Genomic DNA, 15,236 nt, shown 5'->3' with positions numbered 1-15,236 from the left:
GGCGGGAGTTTTTTTTTAATTCTAAAATGTGTTTTATGTTTAGATAGTAACAGGTTTTTCAGCAGTGAAGATGAAATAAGCACCAATTAATATAAAAGGAATACTGAGCCATTGACCTGTAGAAAGCAAACCTAAGGCACTTTCAAAACCTCCTTGGCTCTCTTTTACAAATTCTACGACTATTCGTACAGTGAATAATAAAACTAGAAAAAGACCAAATAAGAAACCTGATTTTTCTCTTGCTTCTGTTTTCCAATACAAGAAGAACAAGATAGCAAATACAAAAACATAACAAAATGCTTCGTATAATTGTGCTGGATGTTTAGCAGGTACTTGCTCTAATAAACTAGCAAACTTTGGATTAGTTGCTATCGCATGATAAGCTTCTTTTGGATTTGCAATTTGAGTCGCATTAACAGCATCTCTTGGACTAAAATAATCTCTAACAAACTTTATTCCAAATGATGAAGTTGTTTCTTTTCCAACAATTTCTGAATTGAAAAAATTACCTAATCGTACAAAAATTGCTCCACTTGCAACAGCAATAACAACTCTGTCTAAAATCCATAATAAGGGTCTTTTTAGTATTTTTTTGCTGTAATAATACATTGCAATTATGATAGAAATGGCTGCGCCATGACTGGCCAGCCCTTGATATCCAGTAAATTCCCAGCCAGGGATAAAGCCAAACAAATTTTCTACAGCATTTTCTCTAATAGGTAGAAGAATTTCGACTAAATGATTACGATAATATTCCCAATCATAAAAAAATACATGACCTAAACGGGCTCCAAGTAATGTGGCAAGTACAGTCCAAATGAATAAAGAATCTAGTTTTTCTATAGATTCATTTTCTCGCTCATATATATTTTTCATGATATACCATCCTAATCCAAAAGCAATTACAAACATAAGGCTGTAAAAACGGATTATAAAAAAACCAAGATCAATTCCTTCCGATGGATTCCAAACTATATTTAAAGCGTGTGTCATTATTTTTTATTTTATGTAAAAATACATTTTTTGTTAAGAGTTTCAGTGTGAAATTTAAGTTAAAGATTACTTTTTAAGCTTTTTATAACATTCTGATTTTCATTATGCGGTTAAACTTGATTAATGGTTGCATTTCTTTTTTGGAACAGGGTCATAGCCTGTTTTTCCCCAAGGATGACAACTTAAAATTCTTTTTATACCTAGATAACCACCTCGAAATAGACCATGTACTTGTAAAGCTTCAATCATATAAGCAGAACATGTAGGTTCAAAACGGCAGGTTGCAGGCATAAGTGGAGATAATACTAATTGATACAATCGGACCAATAGTAAAAAAGGAAAAATGAGGATATTTGATAGTATAGTTTTGAAGTGTTGCACTTGATTTCTATTTTTACTTAATGTAATTGACTATCTTAAATTGATCTTTAAATGCTAAAGGTTGTTCCTTCTTTTCCATCTTTCAATTGTATTCCTAAAGCAATTAATTGATCTCTAATTTGATCCGATAGCGTAAAATTCTTATCGGCTCTCGCTTGATTTCGCATGCTAATAAGCATATTAACTGTTCCTTCTAACTTGTCATTACTGTTACTAGCTGAATTTTCGTCTTCTAAGCCTAAGACATCAAATACAAAAGCATGCATAGCTGTTGAAAACAGTTCTAGATCAGAAGCAGTTAATTTTTCTTTTCCGTCATTTAGTAGGTTGATATAACGTACTCCTTCAAATAATTGAGCAATTAAAATAGGAGAGTTAAAATCATCATTCATAGCGTCATAGCAAGATTGTTTCCATGCAGCTATATCAAGTGTACTAGTAGTACTAGAAGTTAGTTGCTTTATAGTATCAATCGCTTCCATCAATCTTTTATATCCTTTTTCGGCAGCAACGATGGCATCGTCAGAAAAATCAAGAATACTTCTATAATGGGCTTGAAGCATAAAAAATCGAGCAACTGATGCCGAAAATGCTTTACTTAATATTGAATTTTCACCAGTCAAAATCTCTCTTGGAAGAATGTTGTTTCCAGTAGATTTTGCCATTTTTTTACCGTTCAAAGTCAACATATTGGCATGCATCCAATAATTTACTGGAGTCTGTCCTGTACATGCTTCATTTTGTGCAATTTCGCACTCATGATGCGGGAATTTTAAATCCATTCCGCCACCGTGAATGTCAAAATGATTTCCTAAGTATTTTGTACTCATTGCAGTACATTCTAGATGCCAACCTGGGAATCCATCACTCCATGGAGACGGCCAACGCATAATGTGTTGTGGCTCTGCTTTTTTCCAAAGCGCAAAATCTTGCGGATTTCTCTTGTCCGATTGTCCATCAAGATCACGGGTATTAGCAAGCATATCTTCGATATTTCTTCCACTTAGTCTTCCATAATGATTTGTTTTATTGAACTTAACAACATCAAAATATACAGATCCATTGGCTTCATAACCAACTCCTGTTTCAATAATTTTTTTGATGATTTCAATTTGTTCAATAATATGTCCAGTAGCCGTTGGCTCAATACTTGGCGGTAAAAAATTAAACGCTTTCAAGATATCATGAAAATCTACAGTATAGCGTTGCACTACTTCCATAGGTTCCAGTTGCTCTAAACGCGCTTTTTTAGCAATTTTATCTTCGCCTTCATCTACATCATCCACAATATGACCTACATCCGTAATGTTTCGTACGTACCTAACTTTGTATTCTAAATGCAATAAATATCTAAAAATAACATCAAAAGACATAAATGTCCTAACATTTCCAAGGTGAACATTGCTGTAAACCGTAGGTCCACATACGTACATTCCAATGTTTCCTTCGTTAATAGGAACAAATGTTTCTTTTTCTCCCGAAAGAGAATTGTATATTTTTAAAGATTGATCGTTATATAGAGGCATTTTTATTTTTTTAGGAGCTATTTCCTGCTTTTCGCTGCAATCTTTTTATTTTTGAAAATAAAAATAAAAAGGATTTTCACTTCAATCAGGGCTAGGGCATTATTTGTTTTAAGTAATCCTTCTAGAATTTTGTTTCTAATTTGATATAATCCAAAAATTCTCTTCTTGCTTGAGGTTCTTTAAATTTACCACCAAATTCTGAGGTTACGGTACTACTTTCAATATCACTAATACCTCTTGAGTTTACACAAAGATGTTTGGCATCAATGACACAAGCAACGTCTTGAGTTCCTAATGCCCTTTGAAGTTCTTGAACTATTTGCATTGTTAAACGTTCTTGTACCTGTGGTCTTTTAGAATAATATTCTACAATACGATTCATTTTTGAAAGTCCAATTACTGTACCATTAGAGATGTAAGCAACATGTGCTCTTCCTATAATTGGTAATAAATGATGCTCACAAGTAGAGTAGAGTGTAATGTTTTTTTCAACTAACATTTCACCGTATTTATAATTATTGTCAAAAGTAGATGCTTTTGGTTTTTTTGCAGGATTCAATCCTCCAAAAATTTCTTTAACAAACATTTTTGCAACACGATTAGGTGTGCCCTTCATGCTATCATCTGTCAAGTCCATCCCAAGGGTAATTAGGATACTTTCAACATCTTTTTTTATTTTTTCAATTTTTTCGTCGTCACTTATTGCAAAAGCATCGTCTCGAACTGGATTTTTTGCACATGAACCAATATGATTATCTCCTATTTCGTCATGAATTTCTTCATTGTTTATCATTAAAAGGTACTGTTATAGTGGGTATATATTTTTAGGCTGTAAAGATAATTAATAAAAACTAAAGAATTTCTATAGGCTTTAATAATAAATGGTCTCTTTTAAATGGTATTGGCATAGCTTATGCCATTATTTTGATAACTAAAAAACAAAGGCAATAACTAAATGGTAGTTATTGCCTTTGTAATTAATAGGTTATGTTTTCAGGATCCCCCTATGGAAAGGATTTTTTTAAAGGTTTCCTTATTTTATTGTACCCTATTTAATTATTTAGAATTATAAGTTGTAATTGCTTCTTTAAGGATGTGTACAGCCGTAATTAAATCTTCTTTTTTCAATACATAGGCTATTCTAACTTGGTTTAAACCAACTCCAGGAGTGGAATAAAAACCAGCAGCTGGTGCTACCATTACCGTTTCACCATTTAAATCGTAAGTTTCTAATAGCCATTGTGCAAAATAATCTGCGTTGTCTATAGGCAACTCTGCGATACAATAAAAAGCTCCTTTTGGAGTAGCTACTTTTACACCCTCTATTTTATTTAATTCGGTAATTAGTGTATCTCTACGTTCTCTATATTCAGATATTACTTCGTCAAAATAACTTTGTGGAGTATCAAGAGCGGCTTCACTTGCTACTTGAGCAAATGTAGGCGGGCTCAATCTTGCTTGTGCAAATTTCATTGCTGTAGCCATTAGTTCTTTGTTTTTTGAAACAATACAACCAATTCTTGCACCACACATACTGTATCTTTTAGAAACAGAATCAATCATAATGGCGTTTTCCTCTAGTCCAGGAATGTTCATTACAGAATAGTGTAAATCACCATCGTAAGTAAACTCTCTATACACTTCATCAGCAATCAAGAATAAATCGTGTTTTTTTACGATTTCTGCTAGTTGCATGATTTCCTCTTTGGAATACAAATAACCAGTTGGATTACCAGGATTGCAAATAAGGATAGCTTTTGTTTTTGGTGTAATTAATTTTTCAAAATCTGCGATAGGAGGTAAAGCAAATCCAGTGTCAATCGATGAAATAACTGGAACTACCGTTACACCAGATGCTGTTGAAAAACCATTGTAATTGGCATAGAAAGGTTCAGGAATGATGATCTCATCTCCTTGGTCCATAGTACTACCCATTGCAAATAACAACGCTTCAGAGCCTCCAGTAGTAATAATGATGTCTTCAAAATTAATTGGTAAACCTTGGTTTTTGTAAAATTGAGATAGTTTAGTTCTATAGCTTTCAAAACCAGCGGAATGACTGTATTCTAAAACTTCTATATCAAAGTTTTTAACAGCATTGATAGCTACTTCTGGTGTTTTTATATCGGGTTGACCAATATTTAGATGATATACTTTATTGCCTTTTTTCTTAGCAATTTCCGAGTAAGGAACTAATTTACGGATAGGTGATTCAGGCATTAAATTACCTTTATTCGATATTTTTGGCATGATTATAATTGTTGAAATGCAAATTTGCGATTTTTTTCTCAATTTTAATAGGCTTATATCCCTTATTTGTTGTTAAATGTGCAATATTTATCTGTTTTTTTAGTAATTTTATATAAATCATTTCTATGAAAAAAAATCTGCTGTATTTTTTTTTACTCCTTTATTCTTTTTCTACTAATGCTCAAGATGGATTTCATTTTGTTAAAAATAGTAATAAAGTAAGTATTCCTTTTAAATTAATAAATAATTTAGTCTTCATTCCATTAAATGTTAATGGGGTTGAGCTGACTTTTTTATTGGATACAGGTGTTGAAGAGACAGTATTATTTAGTTTAGAAGATAAAAAGGAAATCAATTTAAAAAACATTGAAAAAATAAGTTTAAAAGGGTTGGGAAGTGAAGAAGCTGTTGAAGGACTAAAGTCAACTGGGAATTTATTGGAGGTAAAAGGGATGGAATCGCGGAATCATCTTTTGTATATTATTTTGGATCCGGATTTTAATCTGTCATCTCATATTGGAATTCCTGTAAATGGAATTATAGGATATTCTTTTTTTAAAAATAATCTAGTAGAAATTAATTACGATAAAAAAAGAATATTTTTTTACCATGATAATGGTAAAAATAAGAGAAGGATTGAAAAAAAATATAAAAAATTACCAATTTCCATTGAAAGAGCAAAGCCATATATTGTTGCAAATGTCATGATTGACTCCGTTAATATCGCTTCAAAATTATTGGTCGATATTGGTAATAGTGATGCAGTTTGGCTTTTTCAAAATGTATCTGATAAAATAAAAGTACCAAACAGAAATTTTGAAGATTATTTGGGTAAAGGTTTTAGTGGAGATGTGGAAGGGAGAAGAGCCCGTATTTCAGAATTTACAATTTCCGATTTTAAATTTTCTAATCTCGTTATAGCATTCCCAGATTCGAATTCAGTGAAGCATGTAAAAATGGTACCCAACAGATTCGGTTCAGTAGGGGGTGAAATTTTAAAAAGATTCTCAATAGTTTTTGATTATCCTAACAATAGCTTGTATTTTAGAAAAGGGAAAGAGTACTTCGCTCCTTTTAATTATAATAAAAGTGGAATTGAGATCAGGCACAGTGGAATGCAATGGGTGCAAGAAACCGTCCATCTTCAGACTGTACCAGTATTGGCGGATACTTTTGATTCAAAAGTGGAAAAGAAAACATCTGATTTTCAATATAAATTTAAATTAAAACCTATTTATGAAATAGCAAACCTTAGGAAAAATTCTCCAGCAGCTCTTTGTGGTTTACAATTAGGTGATGTGATTGTTTCTATCAATTCGAATTTAGCTCATAAATATACATTACAGCAAATGAATTCTTTCTTAAAATCGGAGGATGAAAAATGGATTACTGTAGAGGTATTAAGAGAAGGGGTAGTTTTAAAATTTAAATTTCAACTGCAAAATATTTTGTAAAAAAAAACACCTCTTGAACTATTTATCAAGAAGTGTTTTATGTATTGTTTTAGTTCTTAGTTAGCTATAACCTCACCTTTTATTTTTAAAGGGATTCTACCTTCATCATAATTAACAGCATTAGACTCTACAGTAATTGTTTTTCTAATAGGGCCTGCTACCATGTTGTATTTTACTTCTATTTTGGATGATTTACCTGGTAATATGGTGTCCGTTTGTTTCGATAAAATAGTACAACTCGATGTCGATTGCACAGAGGATATAATAAGAGGAGCATTTCCAGTATTTGTAAATACAAATGCTCTTATACCATTATCTTTTCCTTTTGTAATTGTCCCGTAGTCAATCGTATTATTTTCGTCTTTAAAGTCAATTTTAGCTCCGTTTTGTGCAAATCCAATACTACTGAATAATACGACCACTATTAATGTTGCTATTTTTTTCATTTTAAATTTTATTTAATAAAAGTAAATATACTTTGTTTTAATTAGAGCACAAATTTTTATTTCCCTTTTTATAGTGTACTTTATTATTTACTTTTGTTCCCAATATGAATTGCAATAATTAGACCAAACTATTTTTATGACTTGGTCAGTCGGTTATTCGACTAGTAATCATTGTATTAATAGAATAATTAGATCACTAAATAACGATTAAACGAATTCACTATAAAATGACAATTCCTGCACAATTTGACGCTAAAACTATTGAGAACAAATGGTATGAATACTGGATGGAAAATAATTATTTCCATTCGCAGCCAGACCATAGAACACCTTATACTATTGTAATTCCTCCTCCAAATGTCACTGGAGTCTTGCATATGGGGCATATGTTGAACAATACTATTCAAGATGTTTTGATTCGTAGAGCACGTTTAAAAGGATTCAACGCTTGTTGGGTTCCAGGAACGGATCACGCCTCAATCGCTACAGAAGCTAAAGTGGTGGCTAAATTAAAAGCAGAAGGAATCAATAAAAATGATTTGACTCGAGAAGAGTTTTTGGCACATGCTTGGGATTGGACAGATAAATATGGTGGCGTAATTTTGGATCAATTAAAAAAGCTTGGTGCTTCTTGCGATTGGGAAAGAACAAAATTTACTATGGATCCAGATATGTCAGCATCTGTAATTCGTTCTTTTGTTGATTTGTATAACAAAGGACTTATCTACCGTGGATATCGAATGGTAAACTGGGATCCAGAAGCTAAAACGACTTTATCTGATGAAGAAGTAATATTTGAAGAGCAACAAGGGAAACTATATTACATTCAATATAAAATTGACGGAAGTGAAGACTTCTTGACCATTGCAACGACTCGTCCTGAAACTATTTTTGGGGATAGTGCAATTTGTATTAACCCGAATGACGAACGTTTTGCTCATTTAAAAGGAAAAAGCGCCATTGTTCCTATTTGTGGTCGTATTATTCCTATAATAGAAGATGAATACGTAGATATCGAATTTGGAACAGGATGTTTGAAAGTAACTCCTGCCCATGATATGAATGATAAAACCTTAGGGGAAAAACACAACCTTGAAATTATTGATATTTTCAATGAAGATGCAACAATGAATAGTTTTGGTTTACATTACCAAGGGAAAGATCGTTTTGTGGTTCGTGAAGAAATAGCAAAAGAACTGGAAACATTAGGTGCTTTAGCAAAAACAGAAACCCACTTGAACAAAGTAGGAACTTCTGAAAGAACGAAAGCTGTTATTGAACCGCGTTTATCGGATCAATGGTTCTTGAAAATGGAAGATTTAGTAAAGCCAGCAATCCAATCAGTTTTGGTAGATGGAGATATTAAATTGCATCCAAAACGTTTTGAAAACACCTATGCACACTGGTTGAATAACATACGTGACTGGAATATTTCTCGTCAATTGTGGTGGGGACAACAAATTCCTGCTTATTTCTACGGAGACGGAAAAGAAGATTTTGTTGTGGCTGAATCGATCGAAGATGCTCTAGTGCTTGCGAGAGAGAAAACTTCAAACTCAAAACTTGAAACAAAAGATTTAAGACAAGATGTTGATGCATTAGACACTTGGTTTTCTTCTTGGCTATGGCCAATGTCAGTTTTTGGTGGTATAATGGATCCAGAAAGTGAAGATTTTAAATATTATTACCCAACGAATGATTTAGTAACGGGTCCAGATATTTTATTTTTCTGGGTAGCGAGAATGATTATTGCAGGTTATGAATATACAGGAAAAAAACCATTTACAAATGTCTATTTGACAGGTTTAGTTCGTGACAAACAAAGACGTAAAATGTCTAAATCATTAGGGAATTCACCAGATCCTTTGGATTTAATTGAAAAATTTGGTGCTGATGGGGTTCGTGTAGGATTGCTTTTAAGTGCTTCTGCAGGAAACGACATTATGTTTGATGAAGAGTTATGCAACCAAGGAAAGGGGTTTACTAATAAAATTTGGAATGCCTTTAAATTGATCAAAGGATGGGAAGTATCTGAAAGTATTCCACAACCAGAATCTTCTAAAGTGGCGATAGAATGGTATGAAGCGAAGTTGCAACAAACACTTTTAGAAATCGAAGATAATTTTGAGAAATACAGAATTTCAGAAGCTTTAATGGGAACCTACAAATTAGTTTGGGATGATTTCTGTTCTTGGTTTTTAGAAATGATTAAACCAGCATACCAACAGCCAATTGATAGTATAACTTTTGCGAAAGCGATAGAAATGCTAGAAAATAACTTAAAAGTATTGCATCCATTTATGCCTTTCTTGACCGAGGAAATTTGGCAAATATTAGCTACAAGAACTAAGGAAGAAGCTTTGATTGTTGCTACTTGGCCAGAGATGAAACCATTTAATGCAACTTTAATTACTGATTTTGAAAGCACAATGGAAGTGATTTCTGGAATTCGTACCATCCGTAAGGATAAGAATATTCCATTTAAGGATGCGATTGAATTAAAAGCAATCAATAACGATAAAGTTTCTACTTATTTTGATTCGGTTATCACTAAATTAGGGAACATCACTTCGTTAGAATATGTTACTGAAAAAGTGGATGGGGCTTTATCGTACCGTGTGAATTCTAATGAATATTTTATTCCAATTACTGGAAACATAAACGTTGAAGAAGAAATTGCAAAACTGACAGCTGAATTAGATTATACAAAAGGATTTTTAAAATCAGTTCAAAATAAATTAGCGAACGAAAAATTTGTTGCAGGAGCACCAGAAAAAGTTTTGGCAAATGAGAAGCAAAAAGAGGCAGATGCTTTGGCTAAAATTGAAACTATTGAAAATAGTTTGGCAGGACTGAAATAAAGGGAAGCAGATAACTCAATTTAAAACCCATCTCATTTAAAATGAGATGGGTTTTTTAGATTTATTGCAAAACGAACTCATTTAATAAGTGTAATCAAATAGATGGTAGCCCTATTTTATCGACGAACATCATAGTGATTGTATTTTAAAGGGTATTTTTTCCTTTAAACGATTTATGCGTATTTACGGACAAATTGTTAATATTTTTGTACAGTAATTATTAAATACCACATTTACTACCAATGAAAAAAATATTTAGTTCCACTTACAGAAAAGATTATTTTGACGGATATTCAATAGGTTTAGACCCTTTGTTGCCATTTAGTGGTACAAAAAAGGCAGGTTTTATTGCTGGATTTAAATCAGGACGTTTAGACTATGAACGAATGAATGGATGTATTAGTAACGGAATTCCAAATCGGATTGTTACTGAAAAAGTTTTAGAAGATTTCCTTATTGCAGGCATGTTCGGTTTACCTATAGATGCCGATGAATACACGGCTTATCAAATCAATATAATTTCAAAATGGTATCAAAGTGGTATTGAAAAATATGAGCCTAATGAACATACTAGCCTAGTAGAATTACTGGAAGAGAACGGGATTTTTATGAAATAAATTTTTTAATACTACTCGATTATTAATGCTTTTAAAACTGGAGTTTTCAGTTTTAGGATTTTAGAAATCACTCTTTTTTATTTGTACGATCAATAAGTAAGAAAGTTGGATAGGATAGTACAGCAATAATTATAATAATTACAAAGTTTTTAGTGTCGCTGTAGGCAAAGCCTATTAACAAAGTTAAGGTGGCTATAATCATCAATATCGATGTCCATGGATACCCCCAAGATAAATAAGGTCTTGGTAAATTGGGTTCTTTGGTTCTTAATTTCATTAGTGAGCAATAGGCCAATCCCCAAACAATGACAGACATGAAGGTTCCAAACGAAAACAATATTTCAAATGAACCTATACTAATCAAGAATAGACTAAATAATGAAGAGATTAAAAGCGCCACAATTGGGGTGCCACCCTTATTTATTCTAGTTCCTTTTTGTGTAAAAAAGCCATCGCGACTCAATCCAAATAGTATGCGAGCAGGTATCATCATATAGGCATTCAGAATGCTAATTAAAGAAAAAATGGCAATGACAGTGACTATTATTGAACCATTGTGTCCAAACACAACTTTAGCAACATCTGAAGCTACTAATGGAGAATTAGCCAATGCTGAAACGGGCAATACTTGAAAGAATGCCATATTTATCAATATATATATTACTATAACTATTATAGCTCCAGTATATAAAGATTTGGGGATGTTTTTACTTGGGTTTTTATCTTCTTCAGCAAAAAAGCAAACAGCGTACCAGCCATCATAAGTACCAATAATTAATTGTAGTGATTTAAAGAAACCGAAAACAATTCCCATTTCAAAGAAAGGAGTATCTTTTTCAATAGGATTAAATTTAAATCCCGAATAGATAAAACAAGCAACAATTAAGGCAACAAAAAACAGGACTTTTATTATACTTGTCATTTTTTGTATGAAACTGCCATTTTTTACTCCGCTGACGTGTAATAAGGTAAAGGCGACTAGAAAACCGATGGCTATTACTGTTGTTTGACTTTCAAGACTCGGAAATAAAATAACTAGATATTCACTAATTACGATACAATAAAAAGCGGGAGGGACCACATTAGTAATGTAGTCAAACCAGCCAGATAAAAAACCGGCATAATCACCAAAAGCTCTTTTTATGTAATTGTATGATCCACCAGCTTTGGGAAGCATAGTAGCTAATTCTGCATAGGAATTTGCGCCAACTAAGATATAAAGTCCGCCTAAAAACCAACAGCTAATGATAAGCCAATAATTGTCCAACATGCCCGCGATGGCACCTGGTGTTCTCAGTATTCCTACTCCGATGGTACCTCCAATTAATATTGCAATTCCAAAACCCAAGCCTAAGCTTTTTTTCAATTGGTTTTTTTTTGATTTTGTCATAGCAATTTAGTTTTTAATAGCTGTAGCAGTAGAAGTGTAACTAGTCTTAGCCTAAAAAAGATTATGATACTTATTATCTATTCACTTTTACGATGTTAAGTTTGTAAGAAAAAGTATTATTTGAGCCAAATATACTAAAAATTTGTATTCTTCTTAAAAGCAAAAAACCCGCCTATTGCTAAACGGGGTTTACTTATTTTTTTCAAAAATGCTAACTAAATAAAAACAAGAATAATAAAGGAAATACAACACCAGCTACTGCTAGTTTCCAACCTCTATTTTTCCAACTGAATTTACCTGCTTTTATCATTATAGTTCCAGTTAAGGCAATAATAATTAGGCTTATCGCAAAAATATCGGAATAATAAATCCAAAAATTGGACGTATTCTTGTGCAATGTCATTGATTGACTTATTATGGGGGTTTTAAAGAAAGAAACAATTTCCCCTTTTCCTGTTTTCATGTCTATTTCGACATCATGACTTTCAAATGAAATTTTATAAGTTCCTTTTCGAACCATTTGACGTCTCATTTTGTCTTCAATTCCTAATTTTTTACCTAAGTCCTTAGCAAAATCTTCGTTTAACCCACTTTCTTCTGGAAGTGGAACTTCAATTGCTTTTGTTTGGGTAGTATATTTTTCAGGATGCCAAGATTCTCTGTGATTCATCATAAGTCCTGATAAAGCAAAGGAAACAATTAACCCGATGTAGAAATAACCTAAGTCGCGGTGTAAATTTCTGAAATTGATTTTTTTCATAGTTCTAGTTCTTTTTAAAAGTAAAAAGAGATAAAAGGGATTGTTTAAAATTTATATTTTAATGAAGTCATTACTTGACGAGGTCCAATGGGATTTACACTATAATTTTCATGTACTGTATAAGCCAATACATTAGCAACATTTGATAATTTACAAAGGATTGAAAATTTACCCCATTCGTAACCTGCAGATACATCTACTGTTGTGTAATCACCAAGAGGGATTTGTCTGTCTCTTATAGTTTGTTCTTGTGTATTGGCATCAATAAGAATTTGGTTGTTCCATCCACCCACACGTTTTCCTATATAGTTTCCAATTGCTCCTATAGAAACTCCTTTTAACAATCCTGATTGTAACGTATAGAAGAAGCTCAAGTTGGCAGTATTAGCAGGTGTTCTTGCTAAACGATCCCCTTCAATAAAACTTCCGTTAAGGCCTGATGTTTTAGTGTATCGCATATCATTGTAGCTGTAACCTGCATTGATATTTAATCCATCAGTTGGTCTTGCAGTAATATCAATTTCGATTCCCTTACTAGTTGTTTCCCCGCTTAATACTTTTATTGAAGTATCTGTATTAAAAGTACCATCGGCTTTGAATTCAGCCGTTTGCGCTAAATTGCTATTGGTAATTTGATAGACAGTAACATTAGCGCTCAATAAACCTTTCCAGAAATCTTTTTTAATTCCCGCCTCATATTGATCAATCAAAGAGGGTTTTATTACTTTTCCATCAACTGTAGTTCCTGAATTTGGTGTGAATGAATTCGAATAGCTCGCAAACAATGACAGGTCTTTGGTTGGTTGAAATACCAATCCTAACTTAGGAGTAAAGGCTTGATCATTTCTTATTTGATCTTCTGTGATAGTGATAGGTGTTGTAGTATAATCATGAGTGGTTGCTTGTGATTCTTGCCATGACCAACGTAATCCTGCTAATACTTTAAATTTATCTGTAATCGAAATCAAATCTTGTGCATATACTCCAAAACTATTCGTGTTTGTTTTTACGATTCTAGTAATATCTCCTTCTGGAATAGCACCACCTTGATCAAAATTTTCGAAATCAAAAATATTTCCAGATCCGTAAGTAGAGGGGGAGAAGCTAAATCGATACGCTTGTGCAAATGAGTTTTCAAAATCAACTCCTGTAAACAATTGGTGTTTTACACTTCCAGTAGTAAAACAACCTTGTAGATTAATTTGTTGACCAATATTTTGTTCCAGGTTTTTGTTTTGTCCCAGTGGTCTGCTCCAATCTCCATTATCGGCTGGTTGAATACGCTCTGTCCCTTTTGAAATTCTGTTGTAATCTTGAAAAGAGGTATTGAAATTTAATTTCCAATCTTTGTTAAACTCATGCTTTACTAATCCAGATACACTAGATTGTCTTGTTTGTCCATTAGACCATGTCGCTCCTAAATAAGTACTACGAGGTACATCGGCAATTTCTTTTCCTATGATTCCTGTACCAAAATCGGGTGTCCAATTATCATGTAGGTAATCACCTTGTAATACAATCTCCGTTTTATCACTAACTTTGAAAAGGAACGAAGGATTAATATAATAGCGTTCTTTTTTTACCACATCTCTAAAACTTTCAGAGTTTTCATAAGATCCTGTAAATCGGTATGCAATATAGCTGTTTAAAGGACCGTAAATATCAATAGAGGGTTTATAGAAAGCAAAACTACCTGCTTGCATGCTTATTTCTCCTCCTTTTTCGAATGAAGGTTTTTTAGTCACCATGTTCATAATTCCTCCTGGAGCTACATTTCCAAATAAAAGAGCGGCACTTCCTTTTAAAATCTCTACTTTTTCTAAAGATGATACTTCGGGAACAGATCCGCCACTAAAACGGAACCCATTTTTAAACATATTGTTTGCCGTCATATCATATCCTCTAGACCAGATGGATTCTTGAGCACCACCACGAGCGGAGCCTACATAGGCACCATTTACATTTTTTATAACATCACTTAATCGGATGGCTTGTTGTTGTGTGATGATTTCATTACCAATTATCTGAATACTTTGAGGGATATCTAATGGTTTTAACGATAGTCCAGAAAGTACATTTTCTTTTTTCTTATTGGTACTTCCTTTAAATACAATTACAATTTCTTGTAAGGATTCAATGTTTTCATTTAATTTGAACTCTACGTAGGTCACTGTATTTGGGGATACTTTAATTTCTTTGGATTGTTTTTTTAATCCTTCTCCCTCAATTGTTAAGGTATGAATACCTACGGGGAAATTATCAAATCTAAAGGTTCCATCATTATTTGTTTCACTTGTATAAGCTCCTTTTGCTAATTTAATTACAATTTCTTTCAAAGGATATCCATCAGCAGAAACTATTTTTCCTTGTATAATTCCTTTTTCTTGTGCGTTTACAAAAAGAGTTGCAAATAATAATAATGCTATGATTCTAAGTTGAGCTTTCATTTTATTTAGATTTATTAAAAATAACGGTGCAAATATATAATCTGATTTTGAATTGACAAAGCTTATTTAGATTAAATATCAATAATTATTTTAATTTTTTTTTAAGAATTT

At 32.6% G+C, this 15,236-nt stretch carries 12 protein-coding genes; 3 read left to right on the top strand and 9 right to left on the bottom strand.

What is annotated here, in order from left to right:
* Positions 1-39: 39 nt before the first annotated feature.
* The 5 genes from lgt to AB3G33_RS15995 form a co-directional block, all read right to left on the bottom strand.
* Positions 40-993, bottom strand: coding sequence for a prolipoprotein diacylglyceryl transferase (gene lgt / locus AB3G33_RS16015; RefSeq protein WP_367754641.1), 954 nt, complete (start codon positions 991-993; stop codon positions 40-42).
* A 120-nt stretch (positions 994-1,113) separates the two neighbouring features.
* Complete coding sequence (yidD, locus tag AB3G33_RS16010; protein ID WP_367774162.1) at positions 1,114-1,356, bottom strand: membrane protein insertion efficiency factor YidD; 243 nt, start codon at positions 1,354-1,356, stop codon at positions 1,114-1,116.
* A 65-nt stretch (positions 1,357-1,421) separates the two neighbouring features.
* Entirely contained in the window at positions 1,422-2,900 is a 1,479-nt protein-coding gene (gene cysS, locus AB3G33_RS16005) for a cysteine--tRNA ligase (RefSeq protein WP_367754639.1), read from the bottom strand.
* Positions 2,901-3,021: 121 nt separating this feature from the next.
* Positions 3,022-3,693, bottom strand: coding sequence for a GTP cyclohydrolase I FolE (gene folE / locus AB3G33_RS16000; protein WP_367771508.1), 672 nt, complete (start codon positions 3,691-3,693; stop codon positions 3,022-3,024).
* Between the two features lie 263 nt (positions 3,694-3,956).
* A complete protein-coding gene (locus tag AB3G33_RS15995) occupies positions 3,957-5,150 on the bottom strand; it encodes a pyridoxal phosphate-dependent aminotransferase (protein ID WP_367771505.1) in 1,194 nt (397 codons plus the stop codon).
* A 125-nt stretch (positions 5,151-5,275) separates the two neighbouring features.
* On the opposite strand from AB3G33_RS15995, the gene AB3G33_RS15990 reads away from it, so the two are divergent.
* Complete coding sequence (locus AB3G33_RS15990) at positions 5,276-6,604, top strand: aspartyl protease family protein (protein WP_367771502.1); 1,329 nt, start codon at positions 5,276-5,278, stop codon at positions 6,602-6,604.
* Between the two features lie 56 nt (positions 6,605-6,660).
* Here the strand turns inward: AB3G33_RS15990 and AB3G33_RS15985 are convergent, their stop codons facing one another.
* Positions 6,661-7,050, bottom strand: coding sequence for a DUF1573 domain-containing protein (locus tag AB3G33_RS15985; RefSeq protein ID WP_367771499.1), 390 nt, complete (start codon positions 7,048-7,050; stop codon positions 6,661-6,663).
* A 227-nt stretch (positions 7,051-7,277) separates the two neighbouring features.
* Here AB3G33_RS15985 and AB3G33_RS15980 point away from each other — a divergent pair, with 227 nt between their 5' ends.
* Both AB3G33_RS15980 and AB3G33_RS15975 read left to right on the top strand, forming a co-directional pair.
* Positions 7,278-9,911: a valine--tRNA ligase gene (locus tag AB3G33_RS15980; protein WP_367771496.1), complete on the top strand. Its 2,634-nt coding sequence runs from the start codon at positions 7,278-7,280 to the stop codon at positions 9,909-9,911.
* A gap of 242 nt (positions 9,912-10,153) precedes the next feature.
* Entirely contained in the window at positions 10,154-10,528 is a 375-nt protein-coding gene (locus tag AB3G33_RS15975; RefSeq protein WP_367771493.1) for a hypothetical protein, read from the top strand.
* Between the two features lie 67 nt (positions 10,529-10,595).
* On the opposite strand, the gene AB3G33_RS15970 is transcribed toward AB3G33_RS15975, so the two are convergent.
* From AB3G33_RS15970 to AB3G33_RS15960, 3 genes are all read right to left on the bottom strand, one after another.
* Complete coding sequence (locus tag AB3G33_RS15970; RefSeq protein ID WP_367771491.1) at positions 10,596-11,918, bottom strand: APC family permease; 1,323 nt, start codon at positions 11,916-11,918, stop codon at positions 10,596-10,598.
* A 211-nt stretch (positions 11,919-12,129) separates the two neighbouring features.
* Positions 12,130-12,678 (bottom strand): PepSY-associated TM helix domain-containing protein, encoded by a 549-nt coding sequence (locus AB3G33_RS15965; protein ID WP_367754623.1) that lies wholly within the window; start codon positions 12,676-12,678, stop codon positions 12,130-12,132.
* A 44-nt stretch (positions 12,679-12,722) separates the two neighbouring features.
* Positions 12,723-15,125 (bottom strand): TonB-dependent siderophore receptor, encoded by a 2,403-nt coding sequence (locus AB3G33_RS15960; protein ID WP_367771488.1) that lies wholly within the window; start codon positions 15,123-15,125, stop codon positions 12,723-12,725.
* Between the last annotated feature and the right edge of the window lie 111 nt (positions 15,126-15,236).

This window comes from Flavobacterium sp. WC2421 (assembly GCF_040822115.1).
Taxonomy (GTDB): Bacteria; Bacteroidota; Bacteroidia; order Flavobacteriales; family Flavobacteriaceae; genus Flavobacterium.
The sequence above is the reverse complement of the archived record's forward strand: the minus strand, read 5'-3'. Positions and strand labels throughout refer to the sequence as shown.

Coding starts and splice junctions, on each gene's coding strand:
- AB3G33_RS15990 (WP_367771502.1), top strand. CDS start 5,276: ATGAAAAAAAATCTGCTGTATTTTTTTTTACTCCTTTATTCTTTTTCT.
- AB3G33_RS15985 (WP_367771499.1), bottom strand. CDS start 7,050: ATGAAAAAAATAGCAACATTAATAGTGGTCGTATTATTCAGTAGTATT.
- AB3G33_RS15970 (WP_367771491.1), bottom strand. CDS start 11,918: ATGACAAAATCAAAAAAAAACCAATTGAAAAAAAGCTTAGGCTTGGGT.
- cysS (WP_367754639.1), bottom strand. CDS start 2,900: ATGCCTCTATATAACGATCAATCTTTAAAAATATACAATTCTCTTTCG.
- lgt (WP_367754641.1), bottom strand. CDS start 993: ATGACACACGCTTTAAATATAGTTTGGAATCCATCGGAAGGAATTGAT.
- AB3G33_RS15980 (WP_367771496.1), top strand. CDS start 7,278: ATGACAATTCCTGCACAATTTGACGCTAAAACTATTGAGAACAAATGG.
- folE (WP_367771508.1), bottom strand. CDS start 3,693: ATGATAAACAATGAAGAAATTCATGACGAAATAGGAGATAATCATATT.
- AB3G33_RS15975 (WP_367771493.1), top strand. CDS start 10,154: ATGAAAAAAATATTTAGTTCCACTTACAGAAAAGATTATTTTGACGGA.
- AB3G33_RS15960 (WP_367771488.1), bottom strand. CDS start 15,125: ATGAAAGCTCAACTTAGAATCATAGCATTATTATTATTTGCAACTCTT.
- AB3G33_RS15965 (WP_367754623.1), bottom strand. CDS start 12,678: ATGAAAAAAATCAATTTCAGAAATTTACACCGCGACTTAGGTTATTTC.
- AB3G33_RS15995 (WP_367771505.1), bottom strand. CDS start 5,150: ATGCCAAAAATATCGAATAAAGGTAATTTAATGCCTGAATCACCTATC.